The 17,033-nt window shown below is 66.9% G+C and carries 11 protein-coding genes; 5 read left to right on the top strand and 6 right to left on the bottom strand.

What is annotated here, in order from left to right; translation table 11 throughout:
* Nucleotides 1-121: 121 nt before the first annotated feature.
* Complete coding sequence (locus AKJ09_RS52290; RefSeq protein WP_146655365.1) at nt 122-1,579, top strand: hypothetical protein; 1,458 nt, start codon at nt 122-124, stop codon at nt 1,577-1,579.
* 41 nt (nt 1,580-1,620) lie between these two features.
* Nucleotides 1,621-3,102, top strand: a complete 1,482-nt coding sequence (locus tag AKJ09_RS52285) for a delta-60 repeat domain-containing protein (protein ID WP_146655364.1) — start codon at nt 1,621-1,623, stop codon at nt 3,100-3,102.
* A gap of 18 nt (nt 3,103-3,120) precedes the next feature.
* On the opposite strand, the gene AKJ09_RS52280 is transcribed toward AKJ09_RS52285, so the two are convergent.
* The 3 genes from AKJ09_RS52280 to AKJ09_RS52270 are packed head-to-tail and all read right to left on the bottom strand — an operon-like array spanning nt 3,121 to nt 6,254.
* A complete protein-coding gene (locus AKJ09_RS52280) occupies nt 3,121-4,179 on the bottom strand; it encodes a hypothetical protein (protein ID WP_146655363.1) in 1,059 nt (352 codons plus the stop codon).
* 34 nt (nt 4,180-4,213) lie between these two features.
* Nucleotides 4,214-5,713 carry a serine/threonine protein kinase gene (locus AKJ09_RS52275; RefSeq protein ID WP_146655362.1) on the bottom strand — a complete coding sequence of 500 codons (1,500 nt, stop codon included), beginning with the start codon at nt 5,711-5,713 and terminating at the stop codon, nt 4,214-4,216.
* Nucleotides 5,714-5,771: 58 nt separating this feature from the next.
* On the bottom strand, nt 5,772-6,254 hold the full coding sequence (locus AKJ09_RS52270; protein WP_146655361.1) for an adenosine-specific kinase: 483 nt from the start codon (nt 6,252-6,254) through the stop codon (nt 5,772-5,774).
* Between the two features lie 118 nt (nt 6,255-6,372).
* Here AKJ09_RS52270 and AKJ09_RS52265 point away from each other — a divergent pair, with 118 nt between their 5' ends.
* Nucleotides 6,373-6,801 (top strand): hypothetical protein, encoded by a 429-nt coding sequence (locus AKJ09_RS52265; protein WP_146655360.1) that lies wholly within the window; start codon nt 6,373-6,375, stop codon nt 6,799-6,801.
* Here AKJ09_RS52265 and AKJ09_RS52260 read toward each other — a convergent pair.
* Nucleotides 6,790-7,287 carry a cupin domain-containing protein gene (locus AKJ09_RS52260; protein ID WP_146655359.1) on the bottom strand — a complete coding sequence of 166 codons (498 nt, stop codon included), beginning with the start codon at nt 7,285-7,287 and terminating at the stop codon, nt 6,790-6,792. The two genes, AKJ09_RS52265 and AKJ09_RS52260, sit on opposite strands and share 12 nt — an antisense overlap.
* A 364-nt stretch (nt 7,288-7,651) precedes the next feature.
* Here AKJ09_RS52260 and AKJ09_RS52255 point away from each other — a divergent pair, with 364 nt between their 5' ends.
* The gene (locus AKJ09_RS52255; RefSeq protein ID WP_146655358.1) at nt 7,652-9,712 is read left to right on the top strand and encodes a DUF1565 domain-containing protein; all 2,061 of its coding nucleotides are present in this window, start codon (nt 7,652-7,654) and stop codon (nt 9,710-9,712) included.
* Nucleotides 9,713-9,875: 163 nt separating this feature from the next.
* On the opposite strand, the gene AKJ09_RS52250 is transcribed toward AKJ09_RS52255, so the two are convergent.
* A complete protein-coding gene (locus AKJ09_RS52250) occupies nt 9,876-11,339 on the bottom strand; it encodes an OmpA family protein (protein ID WP_146655357.1) in 1,464 nt (487 codons plus the stop codon).
* Nucleotides 11,340-11,354: 15 nt separating this feature from the next.
* Nucleotides 11,355-12,614, bottom strand: a complete 1,260-nt coding sequence (locus AKJ09_RS52245; RefSeq protein WP_146655356.1) for a hypothetical protein — start codon at nt 12,612-12,614, stop codon at nt 11,355-11,357.
* Between the two features lie 384 nt (nt 12,615-12,998).
* Here AKJ09_RS52245 and carB point away from each other — a divergent pair, with 384 nt between their 5' ends.
* Nucleotides 12,999-16,325: a carbamoyl-phosphate synthase large subunit gene (gene carB / locus AKJ09_RS52240; RefSeq protein ID WP_146655355.1), complete on the top strand. Its 3,327-nt coding sequence runs from the start codon at nt 12,999-13,001 to the stop codon at nt 16,323-16,325.
* The last annotated feature ends 708 nt before the right edge of the window (nt 16,326-17,033 follow it).

Genomic DNA, 17,033 nt, shown 5'->3' with positions numbered 1-17,033 from the left:
GTCGACGACTCGCTCCGTCGATCCTGCCCTTTTCCGCTATCCGAGCTGATAGATTCGGCAGGTGGGCAACTCCACCGTCGCCAACTCGCTCCGACACGGCCGGCTCCGACGCGTTTCCAGCATGCCCCGAACGCTCGGGCCTCTCGGCGCAGCGCTCGTCGCAACCCTTGCTGGATGCACGGCAATCCTCGGGTTCGACAAGGACGTCGTCGAGCAGGGGCGCATCGTGAACGGCGCAAACGACAGCGGTCCGGCTCCGACGTCTCCCAGCGACGAGCCTGATGCGAGCGAGCCTCCTCCGGAAGCCGCGCTCCGCGGAGTGCCGGACACCACCTTCGGCGACGGCGGAGCGGCGAGCATTGTCAGCGGTCTCGATGTGTCGGCCGATCAGCCCGAGGCCGTTCGCGTGCAGTGCGGTGCGCTCTTCGACGAGACGGACGACCTCCTGGTCGCTTGCGCCACCGACAACAGCCGCGCGGCCGTCAAACGCAGGACCCACGCACTCCGCTTCACGACCGCCGGAGTGGTCGATTCCACGTTCGGGAGCGCCGACGGCGGAGGAGCGGAGTTCACGGACTTCGTTTCCCAGCCCGCGCGGCGCCCGCAAGGCGGTTACCTCTTCGTCGGCTACGCAGACGACCCGGGCTCGTCGAACTATCGCATGGGAAGGAACCTCGTTGCGGCACTGACCGCCGACGGTGCTCCCGATCCCTCGTTCGCCGACGCCGGACGACTGACCGTCGCGGTCACCAAGCCAGACGAAGGAGACACCCTCGAGTCGGTGGTTGCCATCGGCGACAAGGTGCTCGTGTCCGGCCGCACTTGGGCGAAGAACAGCGATTCGTTCTTCCTGGGGCACTCGTTCTGGGGCGAGGTCGACCCCACGACAGGCCAGTATTCCAAGCTCGTCGACAAGCGCGCAGAAGCGTTGAACTCCGAGTGGACGACGGGGGCGTTTCGCCCGAGCGCCGGCACCACGCTGGTCATCGGCACGATGATCCGAAGTGGCTACACGGCCGATACGGTAACCATCAGCCGCTACGCCGGCGAAGATCTCGACCCGACCTACGGCGACGGAGGGCTCGCCGAGATCTCGCAGCCTGGTCTGAACTTGATGGCGGTCGTCGGCAGCCTCGATTCGACGAACACCGGAGCGGCTCTCGTGGCGGCAAGCGGCGCCCTCGATGCGGGGTCGGTCGTGAGGTTCACCAGCGATGGGAAACGTGACCCCGCCTTTGGCGACGGTGGCGTGCGACCGCTTCCCCCTCCACCGCCGCTGTTCCCCGGCTCGCTCCAGATCACGGCGATGCTGCCGGTTGCCGATGGCAAGCTGATCGTTGGCGGCAACATCCTCCTACCGAACAAGACCCGCTCGCCCTTCATCCTGAGGCTCGATGCGAAGGGGGCCGCAGATCTCGAGTTCGGCACCTCGGGCTGGATCCAACCTTCGATCGGCGAAGTCTCCGGCCAAGCGAGCATCGAGGCTTTGCGGTTCTCGAAGGACGGACGCCTCCTCGCGGTGGGAACGGCAGTCAACGACGTGGGAACTCGAGATATCTTCGTCCTGCGCTTCCGCTAGTCTGGAAAAGCATCGCGGTACCGTCGCCGCCGCTTGCCATCATGCCCTTCATCGCACGCCGCCCGAAAACCTCGACTGTCTCGCCCGTCTTCTCGCGCACGCTCACGGTTCGCTCCCCCGTGATCGCGCTCCTGTGCACGACCATCGCCGGCTGCTCGGCGATCCTCGGCTTCGACAAGGACGTGAGCTCCGTCGACGACGACGCGCCGAACGTCTCGGGGGGCGACGGCGGCACATCCCCTGGCGTGCGTGACGGCGCTTCGAACGACGACGTCGACGTCAAACCGCTCGACGACGCGTCAGCGCCCGTGCCGCTCGAGTCATATCTCGACGAGACATTCGGCGAAGGCGGCCGCGTCATCGTCCCGGGCGTCGACGTCTCGGGCACCGGCTACCCCGTGGTATGCCGAACCGCGACCACGACCGATCACGCCGTGTGGTTCGCGTGCAGCCTGCTCAGCTCATCGGGGCCGACGCGTCTCTATCGCCTCGGGCCCGACGGCAAGCGCGACACCTCCGTGACGGGGGATGTGATTGCGAGCACCTACTCGTGGCTCGTGGCTCAGGACGTGAGAGTCGTCGCCGTCGGCCACTCGCAGGGGACGAACGCCGTCTTCCGGCACCTTCAGACGGGCGCGCTCGATACGACCTTTGGCAGTGGAGGTAAGCTGACCAAGAGCATGAGCGGGGGAGGGTCCGTCTTCTTCGGCTCGGCGCTCCGAATGGACGGGACCTTGTGGCTCGGCGGCACGACGACCACGGTCGGTGGCGGCCACACCGATGGCGTCGTGACTTCGCTGAACCTTGCAACCGGCACACTGGGCTCGGAGCTCCTCGACACCAAGCCCCTCTTCGCGAGCGCGCCGGACAGCCCGCCATCGTTTTCGGCCACAGCGATCGCCACGATCGATGCGAACACCGTCGAGCTGGTCGGCAATTACGTGACAACGACTGCCAATCAACTCACGTTCGGCTTCGTTCGCTTCAAGAGCAACGCGCTCGACAGCACCTTCGGAACGGGCGGCCTCGTGACGCGCGTTCACGCCGACAACGTACGGTCGTCGATGACGTCGCTCCTTGGTGGGAAAGCGCTCTTCGGCAGCTACCAGCTCGCCTCGAACGCCGGAACGCTCTCGCGTTTCACGCTCGACGGAGCGCCCGATACGACCTTTGCGGGAACCGGCACGCTCGCCCTCGGCATCCCGACCAACGCGCCAGCCGGCGTGACGGCGTTGCAGGTATTCGGTGTCGCGGAAGGTCCGAACGCCACCTTCTATGTCGGCGGCGCAGCATGGCTCGGGGTCCAGAGGCGACGAGGCTTCATTGCCAGGTTCAACGACGACGGCTCGCCGGACACGACGTTCGGAGACGGCGGCTACGTGTTCCCGAAGGTCCGCGCGAACCCGACGTTCGAAGAGGTGAGGACGCTCGCGCGACAAGACGACGGCTCGGTCGTGGTCGTCGGGCAGTCGGTGAGCCTCACGAACGAGACCGACGTGTTCGCCGTGCGATTGAAGCCTTGATGCGGAACGAGCGGGCTCTTAGAGGGTGCCCGAGAGCATCAGGCCCGCGCGCTGCGTGTCGAACACGGGCACGACGTCGATGCGAGCGCTCTGCTTTTCCGGGGTCTTCGCGCCCTTCGGAGCGGTGAACCAGAGCACGCCGCCGGTCACGATGGCCACGGCTCCGATGCCGCCCACGATGGTGGCCACGGTGCCCATCGACTGCGCGGAGGCCGCATCTCCACTGCGATTGCCCGGAGGACACTGGTAGCGATCGCCGAGATCCGTGCATCCCTCGACGGCGCCATCGTAGTTGCCCTTCGCGACGAAACCGAGAACCACACTCGTGCCGACGGCCGCCACGCCGACGCCGGCGACGACGAGACCGATATTGCGCTGAGAGACGCCGGTATTGCGAACGACCACCTGACGCTCGACGTCCGCGAGCGCGGGAACGTCGACGACGTCGGCCTTTCCGAGGGCGGCGTTGACGGTGACCGCGTAGTCCTTCTTGTTCGTCGCCTGCACGACGATTTTGTGCGCACCGGGGTCGACCGGCACACTGGTGCCGAGCATCGAGTGCTCGACCGTCTCACCGTCGCGCATGACGACGAGGCCGGAGACGCTCTTCGACCAGGGAATGCGGATCGTGATGCGCGGTAGCTTCGGTTCGAGCGCTCGCGCGCGAGCCTCGGCCTGCGGAGCACGATCGTCACCGACGCGTGCGAGAACGTCGTGCAGGTCGCTGAACTGACGATAGGCCGTGGCGATTCGACCTTCGCGCTCGAGGCAATCCGCGATGTTGAACTGCGTGCCGACGGCGGGGTCGAGCTTCTGGCTTTCCTCGAACGCGCGGCACGCTTCGCTCACGCGCATCTCGTTCATCAGGCGTTTCGCTTCGACGAACAGACGCTCGGCTTCGACGAGCTTCGGATCTTGCGCCGGCGCAGGAGCTGCCGCTGCGGGCTTTGGCTTGCCTTGCGCGGAAGTGCTTTTTTGCTGGGCAAGCGCGGGGCCGGAGGCCAACGAGACGAGGAGCGTGATGGCAACGCCCACGCCAAACACGCCGCGGCGCCGCGCGGTCGAAGAGCTATGCATGTCGCACGATGGCTGGCTCACGTTTCCTGTCGTCCTAGCGCCGGCTGTTGCCGAGATCTCGGTTCGTCGCAGCCGGAGCGGGCTCCGGTGTTTTCGGAGCATAACTCGAAGCGGTCGTCGCCGGCGGGGACTTCGGGGGGGCCTTCGTCTTCGGAGACGGCGCTGCGGAATGCACATCGACCGCAGCGCGGGAGCCGGCGTCGACGGGCTCGGTGCTCGCCGTGCGTGCTGGCTCCGCGGATGGCGCCGGGGCAACCACCGGAGCGGGGTCGGGGAGCGGTGCGCTCGTCACGACCGACGGCACGGAGGTCGCCGGTGTTGGCTTGGGGGGCGCCTGCTTCAGACCGAACGCCGCGGCAAGGGCGATGGCGACCACACCAACTCCTCCGCCAACGAAGAGGCCTGCACGAGACGTCTTGGTTGCCGAGGCCGTCGTACCTTGAGACGCGGCCCAGTTCGGCAGTGTCGACGATGGCGTAGGCGGCTGGCCAGCCGTCATGTGCCCCGCTGGACCCATCGGCGGGCGGAGATGCTCGGGCGCCACCAGTGTCTGCGCCTGAAAGGCGGGCAACGACACCGAGGAGGGCTGCGGACGCGAGACGGCCTGCACCTCGTGGATGCCGCCCGTCGGCCACATCCGAGAGATGCGCTCCAGGCTCGCCCGCGAGCGCGGCGTCGCGTAAGGCGCGAGCGCGCGGGCCATTGCACCGACGTTCTGCGGTCGGTGCGCCGGATCCTTCTCGAGGCAGGCGTGGACCACCCGGGCGAGCCCCTCGGGAACTCCGGGCGCCATCTGCATGACGTCCCGCGCGGGAGCATTGGTGATCTGCATACAAAGCTGCGGCAGCGATTCGGCGACGAACGGGACGTCGCTCGTCAGCAGCTCGAAGAGGACGACCCCCAACGACCAGATGTCGGAGCGGGCATCGACGTCTTTCGACGAGCGCCATTGCTCGGGCGACATGTAGAGCGGTGACCCTAGGATCGCGGTCCCTGCCGTCATCGCCATCGACGCCGTGCTCGTGACCTTCGAGATGCCGAAGTCGAGCACCTTCACCACGTCCGACCCGTCCTTACGCCGGGCGAGAAACAGGTTCGCCAGCTTCAAGTCGCGGTGCACGATACCGAGCTGGTGCGCTTCGGCGACGGCATCGCAGGCCTCGACGACGTAGTCGACAGCCAAGGGCGGCGGCACGCGCTTGCCTCCCTCGACAAGCGCCGAGAGATCGTGACCGTCGAGCAGTTCCATGACGATGAAGGGCGTGCCCGCATCGGTGCGAGCGACGTCGCGCACGCGGACGACGTGCTCGCTCTGGATCTTGGCGCAGAGCTTGGCTTCGCGCAGGAAGCGATCGATGGCTTGCTGGCCGGCGGCCTGGACGTCGCGCACCCATTTGATCGCGAGACGCTCCTCGAGCTCGAGGTGGTAGACGCCGAGGACGTAGCCCATCGCCCCCTCGCCGATGATCTTTTCGACGCGGTACTTCCCCGCCAAAATTTCCCCTGGCTGGGGCCTGTCCTGAGGATCCGACATCCTTTTCCAGGGTAAGGGAGCGCGGCCGTCAGGGAAAGCCTCCCGTGGCGAGCCAGAGTCAGACCTTGTAGCCGAGGCGTTTCAGAAGCGCCCGGCGCGCGGAGACGTCCGCTTCGGACTCCACGCCGAGCGGCCTGCCGCCGTCGATCACGCCAACGATACCGTTGCCGAGCTCACTTCGCGCAACGACGACCTCGATGGGATTCGCGGTCGCGCAGAAGATCCCGCATACCTCGGGAACCGCCTTGATCGCGTTGAGCAGGCTCGCCGGATAGACGTCGCGCAGCATGAGCACGAACGAGTGCCCGGCTCCAATGGCGTTCGCGGCGCGTACGGCCACCGCGACCATGTCCTCGTCGGTACCGCTTCGTCGGACGAGGCGCGGCCCTGACGACTCGCAGAACGCGACCCCGAAGTGTGCCGTTGGCGCGCTCTGCACGATGGCTTCGTGCAGATCATCGACCGTCTTGATGAAGTGCGCCTGACCAAGAACGACGTTGACGTCCTCCGGTTTCTCGACGCGAATGCTCTCGAGCTTCATCGCTTGCGCCCTCGGTTACGACCCCCTTGCGAAGCAAACACGGTACCGCGAGTGACGGTCGAGCCGAGCTCCTGAGGCTCTCGCGCAACTCAGTACGGAGGCGAAGGACCGAACAACGGTGCTGCGAACGAGGGAGGAGGAAAAGCTAACGCTCGTTGGTTCGCCATCAGTCTCGCTGCGCCTCTTTGAAACGCTCGTCGGTACGGCGAGCACCGGGCTCGGCGAGCTGACAGGTACGGGAGCGGGCACGCTCTACGGCTTCCTCCGCGCTGGCAACCGCATCGTTCGACTCGACAAGAAGACGGGCAGTATCCTCGAGACCTATCGCCCCGACGTCGAGATTGGATCGGGCTGGGCATTCGCCCATTGGGGCGGCGACTTCTGGCTCTTCACGGCTCCGCGCAACGCTCGTACGACCGTGTCGCGGTACTCGCCAGCCACGAACACGACGACCGTGATGATCGAAGACACTGGCATGCTGATCGTCGGTGCCGGGTCCTCGACCTGTGCTCCGAGCGCGCCTCCGGCTCGCTCCCTACCTGCGTGAATCCGTGTGCATCGGATCGACCCAGTACACCGTCTCGGGTTCCTCGACCGGGTCGATATTCAGGTTCACGACGACCGGCTCGTTGTCGCTGCGTACCAAGACGCATTCGAGCGGGTCATCGGTGCTCGCATTGATTTCCTGATGCGGTGCGTACGGCGGCACGAAGATGAAATCGCCGGGGCCCGCTTCGGCGGTGAATTCGAGGCGGTCACCCCAACGCATCCGCGCGCGCCCACGCACGACGTAGATCACGCTCTCGAGTGCACCGTGATGATGCGCGCCGGTCTTCGCGTTCGGATGGATCGTCACGGTGCCGGCCCAGATTTTCCGAGCGCCGGCGCGTGCCGCGTCGATCGCGGCCGCACGGTTCATTCCTGGAGTCTGTGGCGTGTTCGTGTCGAGCTCACCGCTGCGAATCACCTTCACGCCGTGCTCTCGCCAATCGGGAATCTGGCCTTTGCGGTCCTCGTTGTGATCGTGGCTCATCGCGTCTCCTCGATGCTGAGGTTTCGCCGCGCGGTATCGGCATGGGGTGCCTCGCAAGCGCTGGACCAGTTGGTCCCGTTGCCAAGAGAGCTCGAGCACGATGGATGGCGGGCACGGCGCAGAAGCCTGGGGCCGTCGTCGACTGCTCGCTCGCCGCGTCGACGGGCACGCCGCTCTCGAGGACCGCAGGGGCCGGCCGCGTGCGCAAACAACGGCTCGATCGGCAGCACGGCGAACTCTGCGAGCGGCAAGGTCAGGTTGGGGGCGGCGCATTCTTCGCGGATGCTGCACGTTCGCGATGGATGCGAAGCCACCAGAGTGGTAAGCGCGGCTCTTTAAGATCGTCACCAAAACACCGGAGCCGATGAAGTCCTTGCGCCTCGTTCGTGGGTTGTGTGTGCTCGTGGTCGTTGCTGGTTGTGGAGCCGAGACTTCCGGTTCGATCGAAGAGTCCGGGCCTGATGCGGGGACGGCCTCGGAGGCGGATGCTTCCTCGGATGCGGCTTCCTCGGATGCGGCTTCTTCCGCGGCGGACGCTTCCTCGGACGCGGATGCTTCCTTCGAGACATGTTCGCCGGACGCCGCCGCCGGAACCGCTGGTGCGTGCGTCGATCAGGCGTGCGTGAATGGGGTGTGTACGGGCGTGTGCACCCCGGGGGCGACGCAGTGCAAAGATGACGGCGTCCAGACGTGCAACGCGAGCGGTCAATGGGGACCGACGGCACCTTGTACGAACAAGCAATGTACGAACGGCGCCTGCTCGGGAAGCTGCATGCCAGGCTCGACGCAATGCAGCGGCAACGGCGTTCAGCTCTGCGGGGCGAACAGCGAGTGGAGTGAACCGATCGCCTGCAACGGTCAGGCGTGCATGAACGGCGCTTGCGTCGGTGTCTGTGCCCCTCATTCCCTCCGCTGTGCTGGAGCACAACCGCAAGGGTGTGATGGCGCTGGGACCTGGCAAGACGTCGGTACGCCTTGCTCCCAGCCGACCCCGAATTGCCAGCAAGGCACCTGCACGTGCCTCGGACAGACCTGCAACGGCGCGTGCGTCGACCTCGATACGGATCGCCTCAACTGCGGGAGTTGCGGTCAAACATGTCAGGTCGGTGAGCGCTGCTCGGCGGGAAGCTGCGGTTGCGATTCGAACTTCGCACCGACCGCGAGCCTGGGCGTGTTCGTCAGCCTGGCAACAGGCAACGACGCGACGGGTAACGGCTCCGCCGCGAAACCGTACGCGACGATCGGAAAGGCCATTGCTGCTGCGAGCGCGTCGGCGCTACCCAACGTGTACGTCGCGCCCGGCACCTATCCGGAGAGCTTGACGCTCTGGGACGCGCCGCAGGGCATCTCGGTCCAAGGCGGATGGACCGTCACGGGGGCGGCTTGGTCGCGTGACTGCACCGCGAATGCGCGAGCAAGCACGATCCTCGTGGGGGGCACCATCGCCGTACGCGCGAACGACGTCGTGCATCCGAGCGGTATCACGAGCATGACGATCCGGACGGGGCCGGCGCCGGCCACTTCGCCCGACGCCGACGGCGCGTCGGTCATTGGTGTCCTCGTGAGCGGAGCGGGCTCGAGATTCTCTCTCGTCGACGTCGACGTCGTGGCCGGCGACGCCGGAGCGGGAGGCACGGCGTCGGCTGGTGCCGCCGGCGTGAGCTGCATGCGTGGAGGCTCCGACTGCGGCTTGGGCGTCGATGGCGCCGAACCCGCGAGCGCATCCCCAGCGCTCCAGCCGGGGACGTTCAACGAGACCGGCTTCAACCCGGCGCCCGGGGACCGAGGGCGTACGGGCGGCTCCGGGAGCCCGGGCGCGCCAGGCCCGTCCCCGCGATGTTTCACCGTTTACGATTGCTCGGCAGGCTGCGGATTCAGCAATCTCACCCCTCGAAGCACGGTCTGCGGAGGAGCGGGCGTTTGCGGCTGCGGAGGTGTCGGCGGCGAAGGCGGGAGCCCGGGACGCGGCGGCGGCGCTTCGGCGGCCGTGGTCGTGGTCGGAGCCGGCGCGACGGTGATCGTCACGAACAGCGCACTCCAGGCGGGCAAGGGCGGCGACGGTTCGGCCGGCGCGTCGGGGGGACAGGGCGCTTTGGGCCAGGCTGGCGCTCCCGGCGCAAACCGCTGCGAAACCGGGCAAGACGTCTTCTCCGGAGGGAGCTGCGGACCTCTCGGCAAGTACACGAACTGGGTTTGCGGTGCGCGTAACGATTGTAGCGGCAGCGTCTGGGGCGGGAACGGCGGCGCGGGCAGCAAGGGCAGCGCGGGTGGCGCGGGTGCGGGCGGGCCCTCCTACTCTCTCGTCACCGTAAGCGGCGCGACGGCGACCACCGACGTTGCGACGACGCTCACGTTCGACGTTGGCGGGCGGCCCGGAACCGGGGGCGCGCTCTCCGGCGGCGCCGCCGCGAAGCAGAACCAGTGATCCTCTGACTGCGCCGATAAAGGGGGCAGGGGATGGTCGGGAAAATCCCGGGCGTCCCCGTGACGATGCGTACGTCGGAGGGCTGATCTACAAAATAGACGAAACCGGAGCGGCCATTGCCGCCCCGGCTTCCTCACGTACCCCGCCGAACGAGGTCGTCCGGCTACTGTTCGACGACGAACTCGACGCGCCGGTTCTTCGTGCGCGCCTCGTCGCTATCGCCCTTCATGAGCGGGCGGTCGGGGCCGTAACCCTTCGCGCTGAGACGTTCGGAGCGAACACCCTTGCCGATGAGATACTCACGCACGCTTTGTGCGCGCGCCTGACTGAGCTGCATGTTCATGTCGCGCGAGCCGGTCTCGTCGGTGTGGCCTTCGACGCGGATGCGCTTGATCTGCTTGTTCGCCTTCATCGTGAGGGCGACCTGATCGAGGATCGAGTGGGATTCCGGATCGATCTCGGCCGAGCCCGTCTTGAACTTCACGGTCTCGAGGATCTTGATCTGACCCTCCTCGACGATGACCTTCGCCGGTCCTTCGTCGGGGCAACCATCCTCGTCCTTGAAGCCGTTGATGGTTTCCTTCTGGGTCGGACATCGGTCTTCGGCATCGGGAATGCCGTCTTGATCGCTGTCGTCCTCGGGGCAGCCGTCGCCGTCTTCGACGCGGTCGTGGTCTTCCGGTTCGTTCGGGCACTTGTCGCGATCGTCCGGCACGCCGTCGTGATCGGAGTCGTGTGACGTCGGCTTGTAGAGAATGCCGAGGAGCCCGCGCGCGACGGGGACGCCGTAGCCCGCCACGACACCGAGACCGGCGCCGGCGGTGAGCTGAATCTCGTCGCTGGGATCGTGCTTGAGGAAGGCGAAGACCTCGTGGGGCAGCTCTTCCTTGTTGGCGCTCACCAGGCCCACGCCGCCGAGGAGCTCGGCACCGATGCCGGTCTTGCCGTCGATGCCGCCGAATCGGTACTCGGCCGACACGGCATAGGCGAACTCGCTCGCCGCGACGACGTTGAAGTAGGTCGTCTTCTCGCGGAGGGTGACGCCGGCGTTGGCGCCGACGCGGAAGCCACCTACCCAGCGGTGATCGACGATGACGCGAGGCGCGAAGACGGGCATGCGCGTCCCGCCGGCGAAGTCTCCGGCGTGCGTGGGGGCGCGCACCTCGGCGGCGATGGCGAGGCCGATGCCGCTCTCGACGTCGTCGAGGATGCGGAGCTTCGGCACCACGCGCACGTCACCGAGGCCGGCGAACGACGGACTGCCGTCGCCCGTCTGGGCGAGGAAGAAGGGGACGCCGATGCCGATCGCGAAAGGCGAGGCGAGGGTGAACGAGGCGAAGAGATCGCCGCCGAGCCGGCCCGAGAGCGGCTTCTGACGAACGTCGCCGTTCTGGTTCACCGTGACGACCTGGTTACGCCCGTAATTGAGGTAGGCGCCGAACTCGAACGGGTCGGCGGTCGGGCGCACTCCCGAGCCGTCGGCGTTCAAGAAGGCGTCGTGCGTGATGCTCGGCTTGAAGCGCTCCGCGTCGATCTCTTGAGCGCTCGCGGAGCGCGTGAGCAGAAGTGCCGCGCCGCACGCGCCGAGCGCGACGAACACCGGCGAACGTCGATTACGAATCATCATCTCGGCTTGCTCTCTCTACTCGCGTGCCTTGGAGGAAGTGCTCGAGCGGCGCCGGCGTGAAGCCGTTCCGATGGCCGCCGCGCCCATGAGGACCAGCACGGCCAGCTCCGAACCCCCGGCCCGCCCGGCGCTGCAGTGGAACGCGCCGCCTACGACGCGCTCACCCGGCTCGAGTGCGATGCCACCGTCGGCATCGCCGTTATCGCCATTACCCCCGTCGCCCGTCGCGGGTCCCGCCACGCAACGCCCATCTGGCGCGCAGCGATTGTCGGGGCCGCACTCGTTACCACCCGCCGTGCACGGCGCGCACTTGCCCGAGGCACAAACGAGCCCGTTGCATTGATCGTTCGAGGTGCACGCACCGCCGCCCTGCGGAACGCATCGTCCGTCGTTCGTGCATTGCTGATTCGCCGAACAGTCGGCGGTCGTCACGCACGGAGGCGCGACGATGCACTTGCCGTTCTCGCAGACGCCGTTCTGCGGGCACTGCGAATCGTTCGTGCATCCCGAAGGCGGCACGACGATGTCCGGCACGTGATCGCCGTTCGAGTCGACGGACACGCACGCACTGGCCTTGCCCACGTCGAGGTCGCCGTTGCCGAGGCCTGCGGTCTTGTTGACCGAACGCACGTAGAGGTGCGCGTTGCAGACCGAGGTGAGACCAAGCGTGGTTAGCGCGATCTTGGCCTGGAGGTAGCCGTGCTGCCTCGTAAGAACGCGGATCGGATCGAGGTCCTTGCCCGTCTCCGCGACGCGCGTGTCGTTGCCGGCGGCAACCACCTGCCACCCGGCCGGGGCTGGGGTCTTGCGCCACTGCCAGACGTTTTCGATCGTGCCGTTCGAACGAATGCCGACGACGTACTCGTAGCCGCCGACGGTGGGGTCGTTCGTGAGCAGCGCATTGGCTTCGATCGCGTTGGCCGACCCGCCCGTCGCGGAGTTCGCGTCGGCGTCGACGAACACGTACACCGTCACCTCGGGGCCGACGGCATCCGCTGCCGAGACGTACGTGCGGAGCCAGAAGTTCGACGCGTCCGTGGCCGCGTAGGCGGTGCGGAAGTCGATCGATTGCTCCGGGAGCTTGAAGTTGGCGAGTCCGTCGCCGGCGACGTCTTCCTGACCGTAGGGCCAGTCCGTCTCGCCCGTGGCGTCGACGGCGATGATCTCGCGAAGCGAGGGGGTCGTGCGATTGCCGACCCAAGTCGCCGCTGCAGCCGGCAGCGTGGTTGAAGCGGTCGCGACGATGGCAGCCGCAGTGATGGCACGACGAAGCATGCTCGCATCCTGCGCAACTCGATCGCGTGCCACAAGATGGCCGCTCCAGCTGTCGGGGGGCGCGTCCGACTCGTCATCACGATGGCTTACGCACGCCGCGACGACGACGGGATAAGGAGCAGACGATGCGCGCGAGGGTGTCACGAAGCGGACGATGCTTGCGCCGAGTGGCGGACAAGAGCTCGCGCGCAACCACCGCGACCGCGACCGTCTCGCGAGGGCACGCTACGGACGCGCTCACGCATGCTGCGCACGTTGGTCGGGGGCGGTTTTTGCCGTGCAGTCGGATAGCCTCGCTCCGTATTAGCTCGACCACGGGGTAACCCTTTCGCCTTGGGTCGACCCCTGCTAACAGGGCCCCCTCGAAGGAGCACGGGAGCGCCAGTGCCGCGTCGAGACGACCTCGAAAAAATTCTCATCATCGGCGCAGGGCCGATCGTCATCGGTCAAGCTTGCGAGTTTGACTATTCCGGAACGCAAGGGGCGAAAGCACTTCGCCAGGAGGGATACGAGGTCGTCCTCGTCAACTCCAACCCTGCGACCATCATGACCGATCCGGGGCTCGCAGCCCGGACGTACGTTGAGCCACTCGAGCTTCGCACGCTCGAGGCGATCGTCGCTCGCGAACGTCCTGACGCGATCCTGCCGACCCTCGGTGGACAGACGGCGCTGAATCTCGCGCTCGGGCTCCACGAAAAGGGCGTGCTCAAGGCTTACGACGTCGAGCTTCTCGGCGCCAAGCCGGACTCGATCGCCAAGGCCGAGGATCGCGCGCTCTTCAAGGCCGCGATGGAGAAGATCGGCCTCTCCTGCCCGAAGGCGGGCACGGCGCACTCGATCGAAGAGGCCTGGGCCATCGTCAAGGACACGGGCTTCCCGGCCATTCTCCGTCCCTCGTTCACGATGGGCGGCTCGGGCGGCGGCATCGCGAAGGACGCGAGCGAGTTCGAAGCGAAGGTGGCCTGGGCGCTCGCTCAGTCGCCCACGCGCGAAGTCCTCATCGAAGAGAGCGTCCTCGGCTGGAAGGAATACGAGCTCGAGGTCATCCGCGACAAGAAGGACAACTTCATCGTCGTCTGCTCGATCGAGAACATCGATCCGATGGGCGTCCACACGGGCGACTCGATCACCGTCGCGCCCGCGATGACGCTCACCGACAAGGAATACCAGCGCCTGCGCGACGCCGCGCGCGCGGTCATGACCGAGATCGGTGTCGAGACCGGCGGCTCGAACGTCCAGTTCTCGGTCTGCCCGGAGACCGGCAAGTTCCACGTCATCGAGATGAACCCGCGCGTGTCGCGTTCGAGCGCGCTCGCCTCGAAGGCCACGGGCTACCCGATCGCCAAGGTCGCCGCGAAGCTCGCCGTCGGTTACACGCTCGACGAGCTCAAGAACGACATCACCGGAACGAGCGCCGCGTTCGAGCCCGTGATCGACTACGTGATCACCAAGTGGCCGCGCTTCGCCTTCGAGAAGTTCCCGGGCGCCGACAACACGCTCGGCACGCAGATGAAGAGCGTCGGCGAGGTCATGAGCATCGGCCGTACCTTCTGCGAATCGCTGCAGAAGGCCGCCCGCTCGCTCGAGACCGCGCGCGATGGTCTCGTCTCGCTCGTCGGTCGCGTCGACTACCGCGTCATCGCCGAGCCGAAGAAGAAGCGCGACCTCTCGATGGAGGCCGCTGAGCTCGAGATGCCGAGGGAGCTGCCTCCCTACAGCCAGGAAGAGCTGCTCGCGGCGCTCCGCGCGGTCATCCCGGTCCCCACGGCCGACCGCCTCTTCTACGTGGCCGACGCGATGCGCGCCGGGATCTCGCTCGAAGAGATCCACGCGCTCACGAAGATCGACCCCTGGTTCCTCTCGCAGATCGCCCGCATCATCACGGCCGAGAAGCGGATCGAGCAGGGCGACCTCACGCCCGCGTCGCTCACCGAATTCAAACGCCTCGGCTTCTCCGACGCGCACATCGCCAAGCTCGCCAAGTCGACGCAAGACGAAGTGCGCGCCAAGCGAAGCAACGCGCACGTCAAACCCGTCTACGCGCGGGTCGACACGTGCGCCGCCGAGTTCGTCGCGCACACGCCGTACATGTACTCGACCTACGAGTCGACGAGCGAAGCGCAGCCCGACGACACGAAGAAGAAGGTGCTCATCCTCGGCGGTGGTCCGAACCGCATCGGGCAGGGCATCGAGTTCGACTACTGCTGCGTGCACGCCGTCCAGGCGCTCCGCGAGCTCGGGTACGAGACCGTCATGGTCAACTGCAACCCCGAGACGGTGTCGACCGACTACGACACCTCCGACCGCCTCTACTTCGAGCCGCTCACGCTCGAAGACGTCCTCGCGATCTGCGAGGTCGAAAAACCGGTTGGCGTCGTCGTGCAGTTCGGCGGTCAGACGCCGCTCAAGCTCGCCGTGCCGCTCGAGAAGAACGGCGTGAAGCTCCTCGGCACCAGCGCCGACGCCATCGACCGCGCCGAAGATCGCGGCCGCTTCGACGATCTTCTCACGAAGCTCTCGCTCAAGCGCCCGAAGAGCGGCATCGCCAACGGCGTCGAGGAAGCCTTCCAGATCGCCGAGCGCATCGGTTACCCGGTGCTCGTCCGTCCCAGCTACGTGCTCGGCGGCCGCGCAATGACCATCGCGTACACGCGGGCCGAGCTCGAGGCGTACATCCACCTCGCCGTCGAAGCCGCGCGCGACGCGGGAACCCAGGCGATCCTCGTCGACGAGTTCCTCAAGGACGCGATCGAGGTCGACGTCGACTGCATCGCCGACGGCAAGCGCGCCGTCATCGGCGGTGTCATGCAGCACATCGAAGAGGCCGGCGTTCACTCCGGTGACTCCTCGAGCGTGCTTCCCCCGCACTCGCTCTCGCCCGAGATCGTGATGTCGATCGAGGAGCAGACGCGTCAGCTCGCCCTCGAGCTCGGCGTGGTCGGCCTCATGAACGTCCAGTTCGCGGTCAAGGGAGCCGACGTCTACATCCTCGAGGTGAACCCCCGCGCGAGCCGCACGGTGCCGTTCGTCTCGAAGGCCACGGGCCGCCCGCTCGCGCAGATCGCGGCGAAGCTCATGGCCGGTCTCACGCTCGACGAGCTCGGACTCGAAGACATCGAGGTCCCGCGCCACGTCGCGGTGAAGCAGAGCGTCTTCCCGTTCGCGAAGTTCCCGGGCGTCGACACCATCCTCGGCCCCGAGATGCGCTCGACGGGCGAGGTCATGGGCATCTCCGACACCTTCGCGCGCGCGTTCTACAAGAGCATGCTCGCGGCAGGTCTCGACGTGCGTGCGGCCGAGAAGGGCGCACGTCGTCAGGTCTTCATCAGCGTGAGGGACGAAGACAAGCCGGTGGCCTGCATCATCGCGCGACGCATGCGCGCGGCGGGCTACGAGATCATCGCCACCCGCGGTACGGCGGCGGCGCTCCTCCGGGCGCGCATCCCCTGCGAGGCGATCAACAAGGTGGCCGAAGGGTCGCCCCACGTGGTCGACGCGATCCGGAGCGGCACCATCGGCATGGTCGTCAACACGACCATGGGCGCTCAGGAAGTGAAGGACAGCTACTCGCTTCGCCGCCAGACGCTGCTCGCGAACATCCCGTACTTCACGACGATCGCCGCCGCCTTGGCTGCCTGCGACGCCATCGAATCGGCGCGCGGCGAGACCAACATCCGCGTCCGCTCGCTCCAGGAGTGGGGCGCGGGCTGACCCCGAAGCGTCTCGTTCTCTCGGCAGGCCCGTCGTTCCTCGATTGAACGGCGGGCCTGTTTCGTTTCCTGAGCAGTGCGCGCACCGTCGCTCGTCGGTGCCTCGTCCCGACGCGCCGACGGGATCGCCCCGGCAGGAGCAGACGTGCGAGCGACGAAGCAACCCCGGTAGGAGCAGACGTGCCCCCGACGAAGCACCGGTAGGAGTAGACCTCGCGAACGATGAGGCAACGTCGTCAGCGTTCCTCGTTGGATCCCAGCGCCAAGGCGCAAAGACGCAGAAGCGCAGAGATCGAGGGATGGGCCGGCGTGTCGAGCGAGGATACGAGGGCCTGTCGGTGAGCGTTCTGAGCGATGCGAGAGCGGCGGCGGAGGCTCTCGACCTTAAAGACTCTGCGTGCTCTGCGTCTTTGCGTCTTTGCGCGTGGATGCTCCCGCGAAGCGGTTCGTGAGAATGCGCCGCTCATGTCGTCGAGCGACTCTCGTGCGAGATCACCACTGGACGAGCCGCCACGTGGGATCATCACTGGACGAGCCGCCACGTGGGATCATCACTGGACGAGCCGCCAATTCGTGGGCGGGGCAGGAGAGGATGACCGGCGCTAGGAGCCTCGGCGCCTGGGCCCACGCGAGCTTCTTTCGAGGGAAAATCCGTGACGTTGTGCTCGCGCTGGGCGTTGGCCCCGGCTTTTCTTGAGGCGGAGTTGAG

Origin of the sequence: Labilithrix luteola, assembly GCF_001263205.1 — a bacterium.
Classification (GTDB): Bacteria; Myxococcota_A; Polyangia; order Polyangiales; family Polyangiaceae; genus Labilithrix; species Labilithrix luteola.
This window is presented reverse-complemented; position numbering and strand designations above follow the sequence as displayed.

What these genes read in the sequence shown, in the direction of transcription:
- AKJ09_RS52245 (WP_146655356.1), bottom strand. Translation starts at nt 12,614, where the DNA reads ATGCTTCGTCGTGCCATCACTGCGGCTGCCATCGTCGCGACCGCTTCA.
- AKJ09_RS52255 (WP_146655358.1), top strand. Translation starts at nt 7,652, where the DNA reads ATGAAGTCCTTGCGCCTCGTTCGTGGGTTGTGTGTGCTCGTGGTCGTT.
- AKJ09_RS52285 (WP_146655364.1), top strand. Translation starts at nt 1,621, where the DNA reads ATGCCCTTCATCGCACGCCGCCCGAAAACCTCGACTGTCTCGCCCGTC.
- AKJ09_RS52270 (WP_146655361.1), bottom strand. Translation starts at nt 6,254, where the DNA reads ATGAAGCTCGAGAGCATTCGCGTCGAGAAACCGGAGGACGTCAACGTC.
- AKJ09_RS52260 (WP_146655359.1), bottom strand. Translation starts at nt 7,287, where the DNA reads ATGAGCCACGATCACAACGAGGACCGCAAAGGCCAGATTCCCGATTGG.
- AKJ09_RS52290 (WP_146655365.1), top strand. Translation starts at nt 122, where the DNA reads ATGCCCCGAACGCTCGGGCCTCTCGGCGCAGCGCTCGTCGCAACCCTT.
- AKJ09_RS52280 (WP_146655363.1), bottom strand. Translation starts at nt 4,179, where the DNA reads ATGCATAGCTCTTCGACCGCGCGGCGCCGCGGCGTGTTTGGCGTGGGC.
- AKJ09_RS52275 (WP_146655362.1), bottom strand. Translation starts at nt 5,713, where the DNA reads ATGTCGGATCCTCAGGACAGGCCCCAGCCAGGGGAAATTTTGGCGGGG.
- AKJ09_RS52250 (WP_146655357.1), bottom strand. Translation starts at nt 11,339, where the DNA reads ATGATGATTCGTAATCGACGTTCGCCGGTGTTCGTCGCGCTCGGCGCG.